This window comes from Streptomyces sp. NPDC126510 (assembly GCF_040302345.1).
In the GTDB taxonomy this organism is placed as follows: Bacteria; Actinomycetota; Actinomycetes; order Streptomycetales; family Streptomycetaceae; genus Streptomyces.
Window position 1 is genome coordinate 70,768 of the sequence record NZ_JBEORR010000018.1, and the last position, 17,722, is coordinate 88,489.

General features: G+C 70.8%; 17 protein-coding genes and 4 pseudogenes. 10 read left to right on the forward strand and 11 right to left on the reverse strand.

Annotated features, from left to right (window positions below; genetic code table 11):
• Positions 1–41: 41 nt before the first annotated feature.
• The 6 genes and pseudogenes from otnI to ABTX60_RS24940 form a co-directional block, all read right to left on the reverse strand.
• Entirely contained in the window at positions 42–854 is an 813-nt protein-coding gene (gene otnI / locus ABTX60_RS24915; protein WP_352099223.1) for a 2-oxo-tetronate isomerase, read from the reverse strand.
• A 47-nt stretch (positions 855–901) separates the two neighbouring features.
• The gene (locus tag ABTX60_RS24920) at positions 902–1,651 is read right to left on the reverse strand and encodes an aspartate/glutamate racemase family protein (protein WP_352099224.1); all 750 of its coding nucleotides are present in this window, start codon (positions 1,649–1,651) and stop codon (positions 902–904) included.
• A gap of 161 nt (positions 1,652–1,812) precedes the next feature.
• Positions 1,813–2,676 (reverse strand): class II fructose-bisphosphate aldolase, encoded by an 864-nt coding sequence (locus tag ABTX60_RS24925; protein WP_352099225.1) that lies wholly within the window; start codon positions 2,674–2,676, stop codon positions 1,813–1,815.
• Complete coding sequence (locus ABTX60_RS24930) at positions 2,676–4,124, reverse strand: four-carbon acid sugar kinase family protein (protein WP_352099226.1); 1,449 nt, start codon at positions 4,122–4,124, stop codon at positions 2,676–2,678. Before ABTX60_RS24930 ends, ABTX60_RS24925 begins: the two co-directional genes overlap by 1 nt.
• A 67-nt stretch (positions 4,125–4,191) precedes the next feature.
• Positions 4,192–4,320: pseudogene (locus ABTX60_RS24935) on the reverse strand (aspartate ammonia-lyase); the annotation flags it as partial.
• Position 4,321: 1 nt separating this feature from the next.
• Positions 4,322–4,549 carry a hypothetical protein gene (locus ABTX60_RS24940; protein WP_352099317.1) on the reverse strand — a complete coding sequence of 76 codons (228 nt, stop codon included), beginning with the start codon at positions 4,547–4,549 and terminating at the stop codon, positions 4,322–4,324.
• A 450-nt stretch (positions 4,550–4,999) separates the two neighbouring features.
• Here ABTX60_RS24940 and ABTX60_RS24945 point away from each other — a divergent pair.
• A pseudogene (locus tag ABTX60_RS24945) lies at positions 5,000–5,269 on the forward strand (XdhC family protein); the annotation flags it as partial.
• A gap of 58 nt (positions 5,270–5,327) precedes the next feature.
• Positions 5,328–5,501, forward strand: a pseudogene (locus ABTX60_RS24950) (GTP 3',8-cyclase MoaA); the annotation flags it as partial.
• Between the two features lie 73 nt (positions 5,502–5,574).
• Here the strand turns inward: ABTX60_RS24950 and ABTX60_RS24955 are convergent.
• Positions 5,575–6,324 (reverse strand): ceramidase domain-containing protein, encoded by a 750-nt coding sequence (locus ABTX60_RS24955; protein WP_352099227.1) that lies wholly within the window; start codon positions 6,322–6,324, stop codon positions 5,575–5,577.
• Positions 6,325–6,486: 162 nt separating this feature from the next.
• The gene (locus tag ABTX60_RS24960) at positions 6,487–7,050 is read right to left on the reverse strand and encodes a TetR/AcrR family transcriptional regulator (protein ID WP_352099228.1); all 564 of its coding nucleotides are present in this window, start codon (positions 7,048–7,050) and stop codon (positions 6,487–6,489) included.
• Positions 7,051–7,128: 78 nt separating this feature from the next.
• Between ABTX60_RS24960 and ABTX60_RS24965 the strand changes: the two genes are divergently transcribed.
• Both ABTX60_RS24965 and ABTX60_RS24970 read left to right on the forward strand, forming a co-directional pair.
• Positions 7,129–8,154 (forward strand): alcohol dehydrogenase catalytic domain-containing protein, encoded by a 1,026-nt coding sequence (locus ABTX60_RS24965; protein ID WP_352099229.1) that lies wholly within the window; start codon positions 7,129–7,131, stop codon positions 8,152–8,154.
• Between the two features lie 202 nt (positions 8,155–8,356).
• Positions 8,357–8,881: pseudogene (locus tag ABTX60_RS24970) on the forward strand (helix-turn-helix domain-containing protein); the annotation flags it as partial.
• Positions 8,882–9,117: 236 nt separating this feature from the next.
• On the opposite strand, the gene ABTX60_RS24975 reads toward ABTX60_RS24970, so the two are convergent.
• Positions 9,118–9,519, reverse strand: a complete 402-nt coding sequence (locus tag ABTX60_RS24975; protein ID WP_352099230.1) for a hypothetical protein — start codon at positions 9,517–9,519, stop codon at positions 9,118–9,120.
• 107 nt (positions 9,520–9,626) lie between these two features.
• Positions 9,627–10,586 carry a helix-turn-helix transcriptional regulator gene (locus ABTX60_RS24980; protein WP_352099231.1) on the reverse strand — a complete coding sequence of 320 codons (960 nt, stop codon included), beginning with the start codon at positions 10,584–10,586 and terminating at the stop codon, positions 9,627–9,629.
• Between the two features lie 62 nt (positions 10,587–10,648).
• Here ABTX60_RS24980 and ABTX60_RS24985 point away from each other — a divergent pair, with 62 nt between their 5' ends.
• The 6 genes from ABTX60_RS24985 (at position 10,649) to ABTX60_RS25010 (ending at position 15,715) form a co-directional block, all read left to right on the forward strand.
• On the forward strand, positions 10,649–11,194 hold the full coding sequence (locus tag ABTX60_RS24985) for a DUF1697 domain-containing protein (RefSeq protein WP_352099232.1): 546 nt from the start codon (positions 10,649–10,651) through the stop codon (positions 11,192–11,194).
• 201 nt (positions 11,195–11,395) lie between these two features.
• Positions 11,396–12,922, forward strand: a complete 1,527-nt coding sequence (locus ABTX60_RS24990; protein ID WP_352099233.1) for an MFS transporter — start codon at positions 11,396–11,398, stop codon at positions 12,920–12,922.
• 66 nt (positions 12,923–12,988) lie between these two features.
• On the forward strand, positions 12,989–14,131 hold the full coding sequence (locus ABTX60_RS24995; protein WP_352099234.1) for an epoxide hydrolase family protein: 1,143 nt from the start codon (positions 12,989–12,991) through the stop codon (positions 14,129–14,131).
• Positions 14,132–14,427: 296 nt separating this feature from the next.
• Positions 14,428–14,601: a hypothetical protein gene (locus tag ABTX60_RS25000; RefSeq protein ID WP_352099235.1), complete on the forward strand. Its 174-nt coding sequence runs from the start codon at positions 14,428–14,430 to the stop codon at positions 14,599–14,601.
• A gap of 308 nt (positions 14,602–14,909) precedes the next feature.
• Positions 14,910–15,329, forward strand: coding sequence for an aspartate 1-decarboxylase (panD, locus tag ABTX60_RS25005; protein ID WP_352099236.1), 420 nt, complete (start codon positions 14,910–14,912; stop codon positions 15,327–15,329).
• 41 nt (positions 15,330–15,370) lie between these two features.
• Complete coding sequence (locus tag ABTX60_RS25010; protein ID WP_352099237.1) at positions 15,371–15,715, forward strand: GNAT family N-acetyltransferase; 345 nt, start codon at positions 15,371–15,373, stop codon at positions 15,713–15,715.
• Positions 15,716–16,276: 561 nt separating this feature from the next.
• Here ABTX60_RS25010 and gnd read toward each other — a convergent pair.
• Positions 16,277–17,716: an NADP-dependent phosphogluconate dehydrogenase gene (gnd, locus tag ABTX60_RS25015; protein ID WP_352099238.1), complete on the reverse strand. Its 1,440-nt coding sequence runs from the start codon at positions 17,714–17,716 to the stop codon at positions 16,277–16,279.
• Between the last annotated feature and the right edge of the window lie 6 nt (positions 17,717–17,722).

The following is a 17,722-nucleotide window of genomic DNA, read 5'->3' on the forward strand; positions in this document are numbered from 1 at the left end:
CCAAGGTGACCAGGTCAGGGTCGAGGCCCTACCGCTCATCCTCATGCGCCTTCTGCTCGGTGGCTGCGGAAGTCGTCGAGCCAGCCAAGACCTTCGCTCGTGCCGGCGCGGGGGCGGTACTCGCAGCCGGTCCACCCGTCGAAGCCCAGCTCGTCGACCACGTCGAGCAGGTGGCGGACGTTGAACTCCCCCCGGTCGGGCTCACCCCGGTCGGGCACGCCCGCGATCTGCAGATGACCGACCCGGCCGGTCGGCAGGTCGCGGCGCAGTGTCGTGGTGAGGTCGCCCTCGACGATCTGGCAGTGGTAGAGGTCGAGCTGCACCTTGAGATTGTGGGCTCCCACCTCCTGCACCACGGCGTGGGCCTCGGCCTGGGTGCTCAGGAAGTACCCCGGCATGTCGCGGCCGTTGATCGGCTCGATCAGGATGTCGACGCCTGCCGCATCGGCCCGTTCCGCGGCCCAGGCCAGGTTGGTCAGGTACGTGTCGCGGTGCTTGGCCCGCTCGGCCGTTGTCGCGTCCGGTCGGACCAGCCCGGCCATCAGGTGCACCCGAGGGCAGGCCAGCGCCGCCGCGTACTCCAGCGCCCGGTCCACCCCGGAACGCACCTGAGCCTCACGTCCGGGCAGTGCCGCCATCCCGCGCTCTCCGGACTCCCATGCTCCTGCAGGCGCGTTGAAGAGCACCTGCACCAGGCCGTGCTCGTCGAGCCGGCGGCGCAGCTCGGCAGCGTCGTACGCATAGGGGAAGAGGTACTCGACCCCCGGGAAGCCATCAGCCGAGGCCGCGGCGAAGCGGTCGAGGAAATCGTGCTGGTTGTACATCATGGACAGGTTCGCTGCGAACCTCGGCATGCTGGCTCCTGTGTTCCGGCCGGGGGAGGCCACGGTCAGTGGTTCAATCACCTCGCTCCGCAGCCTCCCTGCCATTGCGTGGTCTCAAAGGCCCTCCCTGTGGCATGGGCAGGTTCAGCCGTCTGCTCGTGCAGCACACGCACCGCGTTCTCCGTTCCGCTGCGCGGGCTGGAGAGCACGGGCTTGCCGACCGCTTCGGCGATCGCGGGAGCCAGCGGTGCCATGGACGCCTGGGCCAGCACGATCACGTCGGCCTCCTTGGCCAGCGCCCGTGCCCCGGCCAGCACCATCGCGTCGTGGCGGTCGCGGTCACCGGACATCAGCACCGAGAAGGCGCCCTCGCAGAGCAGCTCCTGGACGGTGATGTCGCGGCCGGCCACCCGGGCCTTCTCCTCGACGAGGGCACGGGTCGGCGGCAGCGTCGTGGGGACCGTGGCAAGGACGCCGACGGCGTCCGCGGTCTCGACCGCGGACGCGGTCATCGCGTCGTCGATCTTGACGATCGGGACGGAGACGAGGCGTCGGGCCACGTCGATGGCCGGGCCGACCGAGGAGCAGGCGGAGAAGATGACGTCGGCGCCCGCGGCCTGCGCGGCTTGGGCCAGGTGCACCATGCGCTGCGTGCTGACAGGCGAGATCTCGCCGTCGCGCACCACGGCTGCGAGCATGTCGCTGTCGACGAAGTGCAGGACCCTGGCGTCCGGCGCGAGTTCCGAGAGGTACTCGTTGATGACCGAATCGGCGTCGACGAACAGCAGGCTGGTGTGCAGTACGGCGATCGTGGCAGTGGTGGACATGATGTCTCCAGCAGGGTGTGTTGTCGGCCCGCGTGCCCAGGAGGGCACGAGAGTGCGGGGCAGAGCGGTGCGAACCGCGCGCAGCGCACGGCCGGGAGGGTGGACGACGGTCCCGTATCCGCCGGTGCGGTGCGGCTCCAGGCGGCGGGGACGAGTTCAGGTCATGCGTCTGCCCCCTCGGTGCGGGGGCTCAGGCGGCCGATGACGTCCAGGGCGGCGTCCCGGACCGCGTCGCGGCCCGCCGCCCACAGGGAGACGACGTCGGCGCCGGGCAATGCGGACGGCAGGGTCACGCGGGTGGCCTCCAGGTAGGCGCGGCGCAGTTCGGCGTTGACGTTGACCTTGGCGACGCCTCGGGCGAGGGCGCCGTGCAGTTCCGCGACGGGCAGACCGCTGGCGCCGTGCAGGACGAGTGGGACCGTTACGGACTCGTGGATCGCGGCCAGCCGCTCCAGGTCCAGGCGGACCGGGTGCTTGGTGAAGCCGTGGACGTTGCCGACGGCGACGGCGAGTGCGTCCACGCCCGTGGCGGCCACGAATTCGGCCGCTTGCTTCGGGTCGGTCATCGCCGCGGTGTGCGCGACGGCGTCGGTGGAGACGTCCTCGTCGCCGGGGAGGGCACCGAGTTCGGCCTCCGCCCAGGCGCCGTGGTCGCGGGCCCGGCGGACCGCCTCCTTCGTCAACGCGATGTTCTCGACGAACGGCAGGTGGGAGCCGTCGACCATGACGGAGGTGTAACCCGCCTCGAGGCAGGCGGTGATCTCGTCCAGGTCCCGGCTGTGGTCGAGGTGCACCCCCAAAGAGGCCGTGGAGCGTGCGGCGGCGTCCAGCGCCAGCCGCATCAGGGCCTCGCGCCCGGCGTACTTGAACGAACTGGAACCCGCCTGGATGACGACCGGCTCTCCGGCGGCCTCGGCGGCGGCCGTGACGCCCTGGACCGTCTCCAGGTTGTAGGCGACGAACCCGGGCAGGGCGTGACCGGCCGCCGCCGCCTCCTTCAGGGCATCGGTCCCATGCAGCAGCATCAGGCACTCCTGAGCAGGTCGAGGGCATCGGCGAGGGCGTCGGCGCCCCCGACGTTCCCGGCGAAGACGATGTAAGGGATGCCGGCAGCGGGGCCGTCCACGGGCTCCCAGAGCGAGACGATGCCCGGCAGCAGCGTGCCCCGGGCCCAGGCACGGCGGATCCCAAGGCCGTGGGTGGCGGTGTCGCTGGAGGTGATACCGCCCTTGGCGACGACGAAAGCGGGCCGCCGGGCGGCGTTGACCTGGCGCACGGCCTCAACGAGCGCGGCGGAGACCCGGCGGGAGATCGCCAGGCTGTCGTCCGCGTCGGCACCCGTCACCAGCACCCGAGAGGTACGGATCACCGAGTCGGCCGAGTCCAGCGCGCCGGCGGCCGCGGTCGCGACCTCGGCGATGTGGGCGTCACACCGCTCCTCGTCGAGCAGCAGGGCCACGTCCAGCTCGTACTCGGCGATCCCGCCGCGCTCCCGCAGCCGGTCCAACTGCCGCGTCGTCAGCGCCACATGAGACCCCACGACAATGAGACCGTGCGGCGCGTCGCCGCGCGGCGGGCGCAGTTCGGCCGGGGTGAGCGGTGCCCGCCCGGCCTGTCCGGCGCGGGCCCTGACGAAGGACGGCCCGACCCGGTACAGCAGCCGCATGCCGTTCCCCTCCGCCTCCGCGAGGGCCAGGGCGAGCACCCGCAGGTCGTCGTCGCACACCGCGTCGACCACGGCCGTACGTCCGCCGCGCAACGAGGACAGCAACCGCGCCGTGTGCGCCGGACCGCCGCCGCGCAGGTCGTCGAGCGTGACGCGCAGGACCTCGTCCGCGGGGACGCGTCCGCCCGTCTTCTCCTCGACCCACTCGGGCAGCGACGAGCTGCGGTAGCCAAAGGTGGCGTCACGGGCGAACTCGCTCGTCCCGACCGGGAGCAGTCCGTCGGCGGTCCGCATCCAGTGGTTCGAGCCGACGGTCAGCCGGCCCGCCTCGATGTAGGCGGGGACCAGCACCACGCCGTCTGGAGCTTTGCCGTCCAGGCTGGTCAGCTCTTCGGCGAGGACGTCGGTTTCCAGCGGGAAGTGGCCGCGCAGCGTGGAGTCGCCGCGGTTGGCCAGGACGTAGCCGGTGCCCTCGGACGCGGCGGCCGCGTGCAGGGCGCGGACCACCTCGCGGTTGCGCGCGGCGGCGTCCTCAGCAGACAGGCTGCGGGTGTTGGTGAGGACGAAGAAGACGGCGCTGTCCTGGCGCAGCGCCCATCGCAGGTCGTCCACCGTCCAGGACGTCAGGACGGGCACGTCGGCGACCGTCTGGGTGCCGGTCGGATCGTCGTCGAGGACGACGAGACGGGGGCCGCCGGATATCCGGGCGGCCACTTCCGCGGCGCTCACCTCGCGCACCGGGGGCAGCCCTTCCAGCACCGCCGCCTCGGGGACGGGCAGCGTCTGGGCATGGAGGGGTAGGGGCATGGCGAATTCCTGCTCTATCACGGGTAGTTGGGAGGGGGAACGTCAGTCGAGGTCGCGCTTACTCACGTCACACCAGGGCCTGACCGGGTCCCGCGACGGCCTCGGGACGGAGCAGCTCGGCGAGGGCGCCGGCGGGCAGCAGGCCCTTGTCCAGGACGAGTTCGGCGACCCCGCGTCCGGTAGCGAGGGCCTCCTGTTCAGGCGTGCGGGTGCGTGGGGTGCGGCAAGAGGGAGAGTGAGCACGACCCGCCAGGGAAGGACGACTCGTCCTTCGCCTTGTCGCAAGCGCCGCCGGACGGCAGGAACCAGGCGGTGCCGCCGTAGCAGGGGACGGGCGCCTTCGGCCATCGCCGGGCGGGCGGCAGGACCTCGGCCCGGAGGCCGTCACCGGGGGCGAGGGCGAGGCGGTGGTTCTGGTTCGTCATTGGCCGATTGCAGCAGCGGGCCGGGCAACACGTCCAAGACTCAATCCCGATGTGCCTTATAAGGAGGCCTTATAAGGAGGCCTTATAAGGTCCAGGAGGTGTCGCCGCGGGGGACCAGCGGGCCCTCGCGGCCGTGGCCCACCCGCAGTCGGCGGAGCCCGCCTGATGACGCCTCACAAACGTCAGCAACGGGTCAGTGTGAGCCCTGGAACACCTGAGCACAGCTGACCGCACATGTGAATCGTTGTACGCTCCGAAGACCGCCCTTGACCTGCAGAAATCAGGCAGGGAGCAGACAAAACGGGGGTATCGCCTTGCTTCGTAACATGTTCAAGTCCAAGATCTAGCGGTTGGGTGTTTCCGCAGCTCAGGACCCTGATCGCCGCCTCCGGGTCAGCAAAAGGTCAGCATCGGGCCGGACGGGTTCCGGCTTGCTGGCCTGCGCCCGCGGCAGGGGGCTCCCGCCGCACCCATGAGCACCGCCTGGACCGGCCGCGGGAAGCCGGCCTGCCCGAGGAACACCTCGCACGCCTGCACTCACCGATCGGACTCGACCCCGGCGCCCGCACATCTGAAGAGACGGCCATCTCCATCACCGCGGAGATCGTCGCCCACACCCGCAACGGCACCGGTCTGCCCCTGTCCCGAGGCGCCGGTCCCATCCACCACTCCGTCCCTGGGGCCCAGGGACCGTCACATGCCGCGTCCCTGGCCGCGTGACAACGCGCCGGCGAGCCGTCGTGGCTCGCCCTGAGAGTCAGAAGAACCGCCGAGTCGGCGCTGCACGTACTCCATGCCGGAGCAGGGCCCGCAGTGGCTCGCCAGGCCGGATCTGTTCACCGATGACGAGGTCGTCCGCCTCATCGCCATCGCCGTCCGTCGATTCGCCACCCAGGAGGTGCGCTTCACCTACGGTGAGCCGCTGTTGCGCCCCGGCCTGGCCGGCATCGTCTGAGCGTGTGACTCCCAACCTCACAGCCGTGGCGGCTGTCCGGCTACCGTGGACTCAGCCCTCGCTGTGAGCGTCATCCCCCGCGGTCGCCTGGCCCTTGTCGGACTCTCCGCAACGGCTCGGTGAAGCCGGGCGTGGCCATGCCCGTCCGCGTCCGCCATCGGTGGACGAGCGCCCGGGACACGATGAGGACGACCAGTGCGTCGAACAGGTGCCAGAGGAAGTGTGTGCCCAGCGGGAAGGAGCCGCAGACGCTCTCGTCCACGGTACGGGCGAGCAGCGCGACCGCGAAGCAGGCGGTGGCCCATGCGAACGTCTCGCTGTAGGAACGCAGAGACGCCGCGCGTGTGGTACGCAGGTGGGCCGTCAGTCCGATGAGGAGCAACAGCACCGGGACGTAGGTGCCGGACTTGTTGGGAACGTGCGCTCCCGCCGCGGCGACGAAGGCGCCGAGGAAGCCGACGAAGCCGGCGACACCGAGTAGGCACCGCCTCCAGGACAGACCGTGGAACCAGTGGAGAAAACCGGCCAGGTACCAGAGGACGAACAGCCCGATCGGCGCGACGTCGAGGATCTGGGCCCACCGCGTGGCCGCGGTGTGGAACGCGAAGCTGCCCAGGCCGATGCAGGACATCAGCGGGACGGTGAAGCCGACGCTCACGGGAATGGCCCGATCCGGTGTGAGTCGGTCCTGGCCGAGCATCCGCCAGACGGCCCACGCCGCGACCATGAAAGGCAGATTGCTGAGCGCGTTGACGGGTTCGGACCAGAAGGCGGTGGACGCGCGTTCGCAGTACTGGAAGACGTGTTCGTTCAGGTTCATCGTCCGCTTCCTGTCGTTTCCCTGCTCAGTTCTCGGCCCACACAGGCATCCTTCTGCGACGGCGGACTGCCTTCGCCGGACGACAGGGCGACACCGAGCCGGCGGAATCCGGCAGCGGTCCGGCCTGGCCGTGATCACCGTGGGGACGGCGGGGGGACGGGCCTATCCGGTCAGCAGGGCGGTGATGGTGACGCGCACGGCCTGGAGCGCGGCCGGGTCCCCGGAGGTACGGCTGAGCAGGAGCGCGCCTTCGATCGCTGAGAGGAGCACGAGTCCGAGCCGGTCTGCATCGTCCGCCGGATATCCCTCGTCGCGCAGCGCGGACGAGAGCGTGGCGCCCCATGCGGCGAATTGGGCGGCAGCCGCACGCTGCAGGGGCCCGCTGGCCGTGGGAGCCTCCAGAGCGAGCGGGGCGACGGGGCATCCGTCCAGGCCGTCGCTGGCCTCCAGCGCGCGGATCAGCCACGTGATCCATCGATCCAGTGCGGCGTGCACGCCGTCGGAGCGGTCCAGCAGCGCTTTCAGCGCGGCCCCGACCTCCTGCCCCGCCCCTTCCACCACCGCTACCGCAACCTGTTCCTTGCCGCCCGGGAAGTGGTGATACAGGGAGCCGGTCACCGTGCCGCTGTCATCGAGCAGTTGTTTGACCCCGGTCGCCGCGTAGCCCTGCCGCCGGAACAGCCGCGCCGCGCTCTCGACCAGCCGGTCTCGTGCCTGTTGGCTCACTTGACACCTCCTGTTAGAGCGATCATTCTAGCCGTCCATCCGCATTAGAACGACCTCTCTAGCAGCCCAGGAGGACGCATGCGTGCGCTCTGGTACGTCCGGCCCGGTCAACTTGAATGGCGGGAGTCGCCCGAGCCACAGATCACCGACCCCGCAGCGGCGATCGTGCGGCCGGTCGCGGTCGCCACCTGCGATCTCGACGGCTGGCTCGTCAGGGGGGAGATCCCGGTGGCCGGCCCCTTCCCGGTGGGCCACGAGTTCGTGGCGGAGGTGGTCGAGGTGGGAGAGGCCGTCACCGGCATAGCCCCTGGCGACCGGGTCTCGGTGCCGTTCCAGATCAGCTGCGGGCGGTGCGCGCCCTGCCGCGCGGGCCGGACCGGCCGCTGCCGGTCGGTCCCCGCCGGTTCGGCCTACGGCATGGGGCCGCTCAGCCACGGCCTGCAGTGGGGAGGCGCGGTCGCCGACCTGGTCCTCGTGCCGTATGCCGACGACATGTGCCTTCCTCTTCCCGCCGGCCTCGACGCCGCCGCGCTGGCCGGGCTGTCGGACAACCTGGTCGACGGCTGGCGGACGGTAGCCCCCTATCTGGGTGGCCCGGGCGAGACGGCCGACGCCCGTGTGCTGGTCTTCGGAGGCGGTTCCGGCGGCCTCTACGCCGCGGGCATCGCCGCGGCCCTGGGCGCCGAGGTGACCTACGTCGACCGGGCCGAGAGCCGCTGCGCGATCGCCGAGCGACTCGGCGCGCGAGCGATCTGCGAGCCGGCCGGCAACAAGTACCCGTCCCATCCCATCGTCGTCCACACCAGCCAGGACCAGAACACCCTCCGTACCGCTCTGCTTTCCACCAGTTCGGCCGGGGTGTGTACGGACACCGGGATCTTCTTCAACGGCGATGTCCCGCTTCCCTTGCTGGAGATGTACACCAAGGGCGTCACCTTCGTGACGGGCCGCATCGACGCACGCGCCGCCATGCCCGCGGCTTTGGACCTCATCACCTCCGGCCGCCTGGACCCCAGCCCGGTGGTCGGCGAGACGGCACCCTGGGGCGAAGCACCGGTCGCCTGGGCCGAACACACCGGTCGTCTCGTGCTGACCCGAACCTGACGCATGACTGAGGGAGGTCCACGCCGGGCGGACGGGCCGGCCCGGTCGGGCGTCCCCGCGGAATCTGCCGGGAACTCCGACGCGCCGCATTACCGGAACATCCAGCACGCCGGTCCCGGCCCTACGGTGCTGGCGGGGCGACCGCTGTCCCCTTCAAGGCGCCGGAACTTTGCGATGCTACGTCCGAGGAGTGGAGGACTGGATGTCTGCTGACGTCTTGTCCGGTGAAGAGGCGACGTCCGGGCTGGACCCGCGTGCCGAGTTGAGGCAGTTCCTGCGTTCTCACAGGGCTCGGCTCAAGCCGGAGGACCTGGGGCTGCCGTCGTACGGGCGGCGCCGGGTTCCCGGGCTGCGGCGTGAGGAGCTGGCGCAGTTGGCGGGGGTGTCGTTCGCGTACTACTCGCGGCTGGAGCAGGGCTACGGGGACACCGTTTCTGCCGAAGTGCTGGGCGCCGTTGCCCAGGCTCTGCGCCTGAGCGAGCAGGAGCGCGATCATCTGTTCCGGCTGGCCCAGCCCGAACGGCAGAGCACCCCGCAGGCCACACCTCCTGCGCCGCAGCAGCTGCACCCCGCCACTCAGAACTTGCTTCACGTGCCCGGCGTACCTGCTTACGTCGTGGGTCGGCGTATGGACATCCTGGGGTGGAACCGACTCGCGACCGTCGTGTTCGGGGACTGGGCACACCTGCCGCCGGAGGAACGCACCTGGCCCCGGCTGTTCTTCCTGTCGTCCACGACGCTCGGCGACGGCCGCCAGGCCAAGCGGCCGACACTGCTTCCAGTGGCCGCGTCCGCTGGAACACCTCCCCAACGGTGTGATGCTCCGGGTTGTGACGACGCCGGTGGCACCTCGCGCCGAACTCCCTGCAGCGCACGGTAGTCGGACACAGCAAGGCCACCCAGGCCGAGCCGCCGTTGCCGTGCTGCCAGTGCTCGTCATCGGCGGCATGCTCGCCGCCAATGTCAGCCCGGCTGCCGGAAAGGGTGACCCCATGACCCCCATGACCACCCGGCGAAGCCGAGGGTGAGGGACTCGCGGCCGACCTGGACGGGGCGGTCCCGCAGCGGCCGTATGAGATCGCCGGAGGCCCCGCAGGGCGAACAGGCAGCAGCCGTGTTCCGGGAGAGCGCCATCGCCATGGCCGAGGTCTCAGCAGGCTGAGAGGGCCACCCGGCGAAAAGAGCATCGACCAGGCGGTAGGCGTTCTCCCGCGCCACCGGTTCCATGGCGCGGCTGCGCGCGACCAGCTCGTCCGGATCGATGCCGAGCCTCGCGCACTGCTGCGCGCCGCCGAAGTCGACCCAGCGCCGGACGACGGCCGGGGTGGCCTCGGGGTGGAACTGGACGCCGAGCGAGTTCCCCACCCGGAACGCCTGCGTGCACACGGAGTTGCGGGCCGTCTCCTCGGCGCCGGGCGGGGGGACGCAGCGGTCGTAGTGCCACTGTCGCGGTTGCGGTGGGAGCCGCCAGGCTAGCGGGTGGAGGCCCGGTGGGCTCGGTTGAGCCGGTCCGCCAGTCGCCCCAGCTCCTCCACCAGCTCCGCGGGCTCGTGCACCATGAAGTCGTGGCCGAGCAGCGCCAGGTGCATCACCATCTGCGGGAGCGAGTCAGCGCCGATGGTCAGCAGGCAGCTGTCAGGGTCGGTCGCTTCGATGATCCCGGTGCCCAGCGACACCCGCTCGGCGACGGTGGCGGCCGGCGCCCGCACCAGGATGCGTGCGCGGTGACGGTAGGGCGCGGCGGTGACCGCGTCGGCTACGTAGGCCGCCGCGTCGGGCGGGTCGCGGGGGACGAACCGGGCCCCCGTCGAGCGGGGATCGTCGATGCGGTCCACGCGGAAGGTGCGCCAGTCGTCCCGGTCCTGGTCGCGGGCGACCAGATACCAGCGGCGGCCTGTGTGCACCAGCCGGTGCGGCTCCACCCGGCGGGAGCTGGTTCTGCCGTCGTGGGCGCGGTAGCCGAACGTGAGCAGGTGCGGGGCCTGGCACGCCTCGGCGAGCGCCGTCAGCACCTGCGGGTCCGCCGTGGGCGCCTGGCTGGTCAGGGCGATGGTGGTGTCCCGGAGGGCGGCGGTGCGCCGGCGCAGCCGCACCGGGAGCATCCGCTCCAGCTTGGCCAGGGCCCGCAGTGACGTCTCCGCGATGCCGGTCACGGTGTGACTGGTGGCCGTGCGCAGGCTCAGTACGATCGCGACCGCCTCGTCGTCGTCGAGCAACAGCGGCGGAAGCGTCGACCCCGCGCCGAGCCGGTAGCCGCCGGCGACTCCCACTGTGGCCTGGACCGGGTAGCCGAGCTCGCGGAGCCGGGCGATGTCCCGGCGCAGCGTCCGGACCGTCACCTCCAGCCGCTCGGCGAGCTCCGGGCCGGCCCACTCGGGCCGGCTTTGCAAAAGGGACAGCAACCGCAGCAGGCGTGCCGATGTGTCGAGCATGACATCAAGTCTGTCAGCAAACGAGGACAGAAACTGACCTCGATTGGGGCTAGCGTGCAGATATGAAGGCACGGACGGTCTGGATCATCCTCTTCCGCGGTGTTGGCGGCGCGACGCGGCTGCCCGTCGCTCCGCTGCGCCGGAAGCTCGCCGAGGCGGGCTTCCAGAAGGTCGCCACCTACATCAACAGCGGAAACGCGATCGTGGGGAGCGACCTTGCGCGGGAGGCGGTGGTGGAGCGAATCGCCGGCATCTGTGCGCGCGAATTCGGCTTCGAGAAGGACATCCACGCCGTCTCGCTCGCCGAATGGGAGGCGCTGATCGAGGCCAACCCGTTTCCGGACGCCGTCGCAGTGCCGAAGTTCCTCCTCGCGGCGGTCCTGGCCGGGGATCCGGAGCCGGAGAAGGTCTCCTCGCTGCGCGCCTCGGCGGCGCCCGGCGAGGGGTTCGCCGTCATCGACAAGGTCACCTATATCCACACGCCCGGCGGCTTCGACGGCCGGAACCTGGCGGCAAGGTTCGACAAGGGCATCGGGGTGCCCAACACGGCGCGCAACTGGAACACCGTGCTGAAGCTGGCCGAGCTGGCGCGTGCGGCCGCCACTTGACGTCGCGTCAGCCGTGATGCCGGTCCAAGCCGTCAAGGAGCACGTTCACATAGCTGTCTGATCCCGTCCGTCCCAGAGATCCATCGATAGTTCGCGCAGGAGACCTCGCGCCGAACTTCCGGCCGTCAGCGACGACGAGCTGTTCCCCTGTCGTTCCCCTTTGCCCGTCCCCAAGACCGAAGTCCCGAAGGGGGTACACCCATGTCTCAAACAGCCGCAAAGGCTCTCGCCCCACCGGACGCCAACCGCTGGAAGGCGCTCTTCTTCATCGCGCTCGCCCAGCTGATGGTCGTCCTCGACTCCACCATCGTGAACATCGCGCTGCCCTCGGCCCAGCATGACCTGGGCATCTCGGACGGCAACCGGCAGTGGGTCGTCACGGCCTACGCCCTCGCCTTCGGTGGCCTGCTCCTCTTCGGCGGCCGGATCGCCGACCTGTGGGGCCGCAAGCGCGCCTTCGTCACCGGCCTCGTGGGCTTCGCCGTCGCTTCCGCGCTGGGCGGCGCGGCCACCAACGAGGCCGTGATGTTCGGCGCCCGCGCCCTGCAGGGCGCGTTCGGCGCCCTGCTCGCGCCCGCCGCGCTCTCCCTGCTCGCCGTGATGTTCACCGACGTCAAGGAACGCGCCAAGGCGTTCGGCATCTACACCGCGATCTCCGGCGGCGGCGCCGCCATCGGCTTCATCCTGGGCGGCGTGCTCACCGAGTACCTGGACTGGCGCTGGACGTTCTTCGTCAACATCCCCTTCGCCCTGATCGCGGCGGCCGGCGCGTATTTCGTCATCCGCGAGCCCGAGGGCGGGCGCAACCCCTCGCCGCTCGACATCCCGGGTGTCGTGCTGTCCACCCTGGGCCTGGTCTGCCTCGTTTACGCCTTCACCCGCGCCGAGACCGACGGCTGGGGCGACTCGACGACAGTCGGGCTGTTCGTCGCGTCGGCGGTGCTGCTCACGGTCTTCGTCCTCGTCGAGGCGAAGTCCAAGGCGCCGCTGCTGCCGCTGCGTGTGCTCACCGAGCGCAACCGCGGCGGCGCCTACCTCTCCCTCGCCCTCGCGATCACCGGGATGTTCGGCACCTTCCTCTTCCTGACCTACTACCTGCAGATCGTGAAGGGCTACTCGCCGATCAGCACCGGCTTCGCCTTCATGCCACTGGTCGTCGGCATGACCACGGGCGCCTCTCAGGTCGGCGCCCGGCTGGTGACCCGCCTCGCGCCCCGGCTCGTGATGGGCCCCGCTCTCCTGGTCGCCGCGCTGGGCCTGTTCCTGCTGACTCAGCTGAAGACCGGCTCGTCGTACGTCGCGCTTGTGCTGCCGGGAATGCTGCTGCTCGGTCTCGGCATCGGTACGGCGACCATGCCCGCCATGTCACTGTCCGCCCAGGGCGTCGAGCCGCGGGACGCCGGTGTCGCCTCCGCGATGGTCAACACCTCGCAGCAGGTGGGCGGCGCGATCGGCACGGCCCTGCTGAACACGATCGCCGCCTCCGCGACCGCGTCCTACCTCACCGACCACATCGCCGGGGCGACCAGCAGGCCGCAGCAGCTGGTCCAGACACAGGGAATGGTGCACGGCTACACCATCGCGATCTGGTGCGCCGTCGGCATCCTCGTCCTGGCCGCCGTCATCGCCGTGACCTTCGTCAACACCGGCCGTCCGGGCGGCACCACGGCCGCCGGGACCGGCGAGGCCGTCCAGGACGAGCCGGCGGCGCCGGTCATCGCCCACTGACGGCGCCTGGCCGGCCGTACCCGGCCATCACAAAGATCAATCAACAGTTCGCAACAGGAGACCGTTATGACAAGCCTGGACGTAAAGCCCTTCACCATCGCGATTCCCGAGGCCGAGATCGACGACCTCAAGGACCGCCTCGCCCGCACCCGCTGGCCGGACACGATCCCCGGCTCCGGCTGGACCCACGGCATCGATTTGGCCTGGACCCAGGACATGGCCGCCTACTGGCGCGACGGCTTCGACTGGCGCAAGCAGGAGGCGGCGCTCAACGCCTTCCCCCAGTTCACGGCCACCATCGACGGCCAGACCATCCACTTCATCCACGTCCGCTCGCCCGAGCCGAACGCACTGCCGCTGATCCTGACCCACGGCTGGCCGAGCAGCTTCGCCGACTTCGCCGAGATGATCGGCCCGCTGACCGACCCGCGTCGGCACGGCGGCGACCCGGCCGACGCCTTCGACGTGGTCATCCCCTCCATCCCGGGCTTCGGCTTCTCGGGCCCGACGCAGGAGCCGGGCTGGGACAGCGCGCGCATCGCCAGGGCCTGGGACACGCTGATGCACGGCCTCGGCTACCCGCACTACGTCGCGCACGGCGGCGATGTGGGCTCGTTCGTCACGCGCCAGATGGGGATCGCACAGCCCGACGGGCTGCTCGCCATCCACGTCCTGGAGATCTGGGCCTTCCCGACCGGCGCACCGGGCGAACTGGACGGCCTCACCGGTAACGAGAAAGAGCGCATCACGGCCATGGCGGAATTCAACGACCTCTCCAGCCACCAACGAGTCCACCAGACCCGGCCCCTGACCCTCGCCTACGGCCTCAGCGACTCGCCCGTCGGCCAGCTCGCCTGGATCAACGACCCCCTCATGGGCCTCGGCCGCTTCGCGCCCCCCGAGCCGCGCGACCGCGACGTACTGCTCACCAACACCTCGATCTACTGGTTCTCCAAGACCGCCGGATCGTCGGCACGCTGGTACTTCGAGGACGCCCGAAGCGGTGCCGGCGACCCCGAAACACCCAACCCGACCCCCACCGGCCTCGCCCTGTTCCCCTACAACTTCCAGTCGGTGCGCAAAATCGCCGAACGCGCGAACAACATCGTCCACTGGTCGACCTTCGACCGCGGCGGCCACTTCGCCGCACTCGACGTACCGGACCTCCTCGTCGGCGACCTCCGGCAATTCTTCCGCCACTACCGCTGACCACATCCCCCAAGGTCCACCTCCGAGATGGGAACTCAACGCGCGCGACGCTCGCTCGGAAGTTGTTGTTGCAGCGGGAAACGCTCGGAGTCGAGGAAGCCGTACGGCGCGTGGTCGCGCCGCAGGCGTAGCAGGGTGCCTCGCCCTCCCTCGCGCTGTGGAACCCGGCTCGCCGGCTGCGACGCGGCCTTCGCAGGCCACGCGGTCGTCAAGTCGGGCCCGCGCCGGTGGCGACGTGGCGCAGTTCGCGCTGGTGCAGCGAGGCAGGGTCCGCAAGGCACTACAGGTACTCGCCGGTGACCGCCCTGGTGTCCTTCTCGTCCACTTGCGCCGGCGCTATGGGCCTCGGCTTCGGCACCGTCGTCATTTCCGACACCGAGACCGAAGCCGCAGCCCACTCCATCGCGGCGGTCCTCCGCGTGACCTGCTGCGTCACCATCACCCGCGCCCCGCGAGCGGGCTGGTCCTAGGCCGGCAGGACAGCCGGTTAGGCGATGTCGGTGCCCGACAGATCGAGGCACATCGTCCGTGGGCAGGGGGTCTCCCGCATCTTTGATGGCTCATCAGGTAAGTCAGCATCCGGTCAGCATGAGTCGCCGGGTTTTCCGGAGGATTGCCTGAACAGGCGCCGGTGCGGCGCGAAAGCCCAGGCGTGAAGCCGTCTCGCCCGAGCGGAGCGATGTTCCTCACAATTCTCGACCGGCGTGTCCCGGTGTACAGTCGACACCGCCCTTGACCTGCACAAAGCAGGCAGGGAGCCGTCTTTCAGGAGTTCAACATGCTGCGCACCATGTTCAAGTCCAAGATCCACCGAGCCACCGTCACCCAGGCCGACCTGCACTACGTGGGATCCGTGACCATCGACGCCGACCTGCTCGACGCCGCCGATCTGCTGCCCGGCGAGCTCGTGCACATCGTGGACATCACCAACGGCGCCCGGCTGGAGACGTACGTCATCGAGGGGGAGCGCGGCTCGGGCGTGATCGGGATCAACGGGGCCGCGGCCCATCTCGTCCACCCCGGCGATCTCGTGATCATCATCAGCTACGCCCAGGTGACGGACGCCGAGGCGCGGGCACTCGTCCCCCGGGTCGTGCACGTGGACCACGACAACCGGATCGTGGCCCTGGGCGCCGACCCGTCCGAGCCGGTGCCCGGCTCGGACCAGCAGCGCAGCCCGCAGGCCGTCGGGGCCTGACGGACGTATCCGAAGCAGCAGAGCAGAGGAGGAGCGTGTCCATGAGCGACCCGGAGATCCGCGACGACCGTGCGGCGGGCCGGCTGGAGGCCGTGTCCGGCGGTGAAGTCGTCGGCCGCATCGAGTACTTCGTACTCGAAAGCCCCGAGCGTGCGCTCGTGCCCGTCCACACGATCGTCGAGCCGGCCCACGAGGGCAAGGGCATCGCCGGTTCGCTCGCACGCGAGCTGTACGCCGTCGCCGGCCGCGAGCACAGCGCCGTCGCCTCGCTCTGCCCGTACGTCACCAAGTGGGCCGAGCGCCACCCCGACGAGGCCTCGCCGGCCGATCAGGACCTGCTCGCGGCGGCGAAGGACTGGCTGAGGGCCCATCCCGGGCGTTTCTGACCCGGTCCAGCTCTCCGCGGGCGGCACCCCGCCCCCACGTCCCTGTCCCTACCTGGTCCATGCGGGTCCCGCTGCCCGCGGCGGCACCCCGCCCCGGCCTCCCTACCCCCACCTGGTCCATGCCGGTCCCGCGGGGGAGTGACTGCGGAGGCGGGTGGCCGGGTAGGCGGGGATGAGTCCAGAGCCGGAGCCGACCCACTGGCTGGAGGACCTGATGACGAACCCGATTCCCGATCCCGTGCCGCCGGCGCCGACGCCGGGTCCGGATCCCCAGCAGCCGGACCCGCACCCCGACCCGGTGCCGAACCCGCAGCCCCCGCCGGGCCCGGAGCCGACCCCTCCGCCACCCGCGCCCACCCCGCCGCCGGGCCCGACCCCGCCGGCGCCTCCGGGCCCCGACCCGGTGCCGGGTCCCGACCCGTCGCCGATCCCGCCGGGACCGGAGCCCGTACCGAACCCGGAGCCCGGCCCGCCACTGTCCTGACCCCTGTACGCGAACGGGGCGGTGGACGGCCACTCGTGCCGTCCACCGCCCCGCTCACCTTACGGAGCGTGCAGCGCCTACGCGGAGGTCTCCGACCGGTCTCCGCCCCACAGCGTGTGGAACGAGCCGTCGCGGTCCACCCTGCGGTACGTGTGCGCACCGAAGTAGTCCCGCTGCCCCTGCGTCAGCGCCGCCGGCAGCCGCTCCGCGCGCAGGGCGTCGTAGTAGGCGAGGGCCGCGGCGAAACCGGGCGTCGGGACACCCTGCCGGGTCGCGGCGACCAGCACCTCACGCCAGTCGTCCTGGGCGTCCGCGATCTCCTGCGCGAACGTCGCGTCCGACAGCAGGCTCGGCAGGTCCGGCCGGGTGTCGTACGCGGACCGGATCCGGTCCAGGAACGCCGCGCGGATGATGCAGCCGCCCCGCCACAGCGCCGACACCGCACCGAGGTCGATGTCCCAGCCGTACTCGTCGCGGGCCGCGTCGATCTCGTGGAAGCCCTGCGTGTACGACACGATCTTCGACGCGTACAGCGCCTGCTCGACCCGGTCCGCGAACGCCCGGGCCTCCGCCTCGCTCAGCGGCTGCGCCTTCGGGCCGGCCAGCTCGCGCGAGGCCTCCCGAAGTGCCGCGTGGCCCGACAGGGACCGCGCGAAGACCGCCTCGGCGATACCCGACACCGGCACACCCAGGTCCAGGGCGATCTGCACCGTCCAGCGGCCGGTGCCCTTCTGCTCGGCCTGGTCGACCACGACGTCCACGAACGGCTTGCCCGTCTCCGCGTCCACGTGCGACAGCACCTCGGCCGTGATCTCGATCAGATACGAGTCGAGGCGGCCCCGGTTCCAGGTCCGGAAGATCTCCGCGATCTCGGCGGGGGAGTACCCGGCGACGTCCCGCAGCAGCTGGTAGGCCTCGCCGATGAGCTGCATGTCGGCGTACTCGATGCCGTTGTGCACCATCTTCACGAAGTGCCCGGCACCGTCCGGACCGACGTGCGAGACGCACGGCGAACCGTCGGCCGCCTTCGCCGAGATCCTCTCCAGCATCGGGCCGAGCGAGTCGTACGACTCCTTCGGGCCGCCCGGCATGATGCTCGGCCCGTTCAGCGCGCCCTCCTCGCCGCCGGAGACGCCCATGCCGACGAAGTGGATGCCCTGCTCGCGCAGGTCCCGCTCCCGGCGCCGGGTGTCCGCGAAGTGCGCGTTGCCACCGTCGATGATCATGTCGCCGGGCTCCAGCAGCGGCGCGAACTCCTGGATCACCGCGTCGGTCGGCTCACCGGCCTTCACCATCACGACCAGGCGCCGCGGCCGCTCCAGCGCCGCCACGAAGTCCTTGGCGCTCTCGCACGCGACGAACTTTCCTTCGCCGCCGAACTCCTCCACCAGCGCGTGCGTACGTGCGGGCGTCCGGTTGTGCACCGCGACCGTGTAGCCGTTGCGGGCGAAGTTGCGGGCGAGGTTGCGGCCCATGACCGCGAGACCGGTGACGCCGATCTGCGCTGTACTGCTCATTCGGTT

Coding starts and splice junctions, on each gene's coding strand:
- gnd (WP_352099238.1), bottom strand. CDS start 17,716: ATGAGCAGTACAGCGCAGATCGGCGTCACCGGTCTCGCGGTCATGGGC.
- ABTX60_RS24990 (WP_352099233.1), top strand. CDS start 11,396: ATGTCTCAAACAGCCGCAAAGGCTCTCGCCCCACCGGACGCCAACCGC.
- ABTX60_RS25010 (WP_352099237.1), top strand. CDS start 15,371: ATGAGCGACCCGGAGATCCGCGACGACCGTGCGGCGGGCCGGCTGGAG.
- panD (WP_352099236.1), top strand. CDS start 14,910: ATGCTGCGCACCATGTTCAAGTCCAAGATCCACCGAGCCACCGTCACC.
- ABTX60_RS24980 (WP_352099231.1), bottom strand. CDS start 10,586: ATGCTCGACACATCGGCACGCCTGCTGCGGTTGCTGTCCCTTTTGCAA.
- ABTX60_RS24925 (WP_352099225.1), bottom strand. CDS start 2,676: ATGCTGCTGCATGGGACCGATGCCCTGAAGGAGGCGGCGGCGGCCGGT.
- ABTX60_RS24940 (WP_352099317.1), bottom strand. CDS start 4,549: ATGACGAACCAGAACCACCGCCTCGCCCTCGCCCCCGGTGACGGCCTC.
- otnI (WP_352099223.1), bottom strand. CDS start 854: ATGCCGAGGTTCGCAGCGAACCTGTCCATGATGTACAACCAGCACGAT.
- ABTX60_RS24920 (WP_352099224.1), bottom strand. CDS start 1,651: ATGTCCACCACTGCCACGATCGCCGTACTGCACACCAGCCTGCTGTTC.
- ABTX60_RS24930 (WP_352099226.1), bottom strand. CDS start 4,124: ATGCCCCTACCCCTCCATGCCCAGACGCTGCCCGTCCCCGAGGCGGCG.
- ABTX60_RS24955 (WP_352099227.1), bottom strand. CDS start 6,324: ATGAACCTGAACGAACACGTCTTCCAGTACTGCGAACGCGCGTCCACC.
- ABTX60_RS24985 (WP_352099232.1), top strand. CDS start 10,649: ATGAAGGCACGGACGGTCTGGATCATCCTCTTCCGCGGTGTTGGCGGC.
- ABTX60_RS24995 (WP_352099234.1), top strand. CDS start 12,989: ATGACAAGCCTGGACGTAAAGCCCTTCACCATCGCGATTCCCGAGGCC.
- ABTX60_RS24965 (WP_352099229.1), top strand. CDS start 7,129: ATGCGTGCGCTCTGGTACGTCCGGCCCGGTCAACTTGAATGGCGGGAG.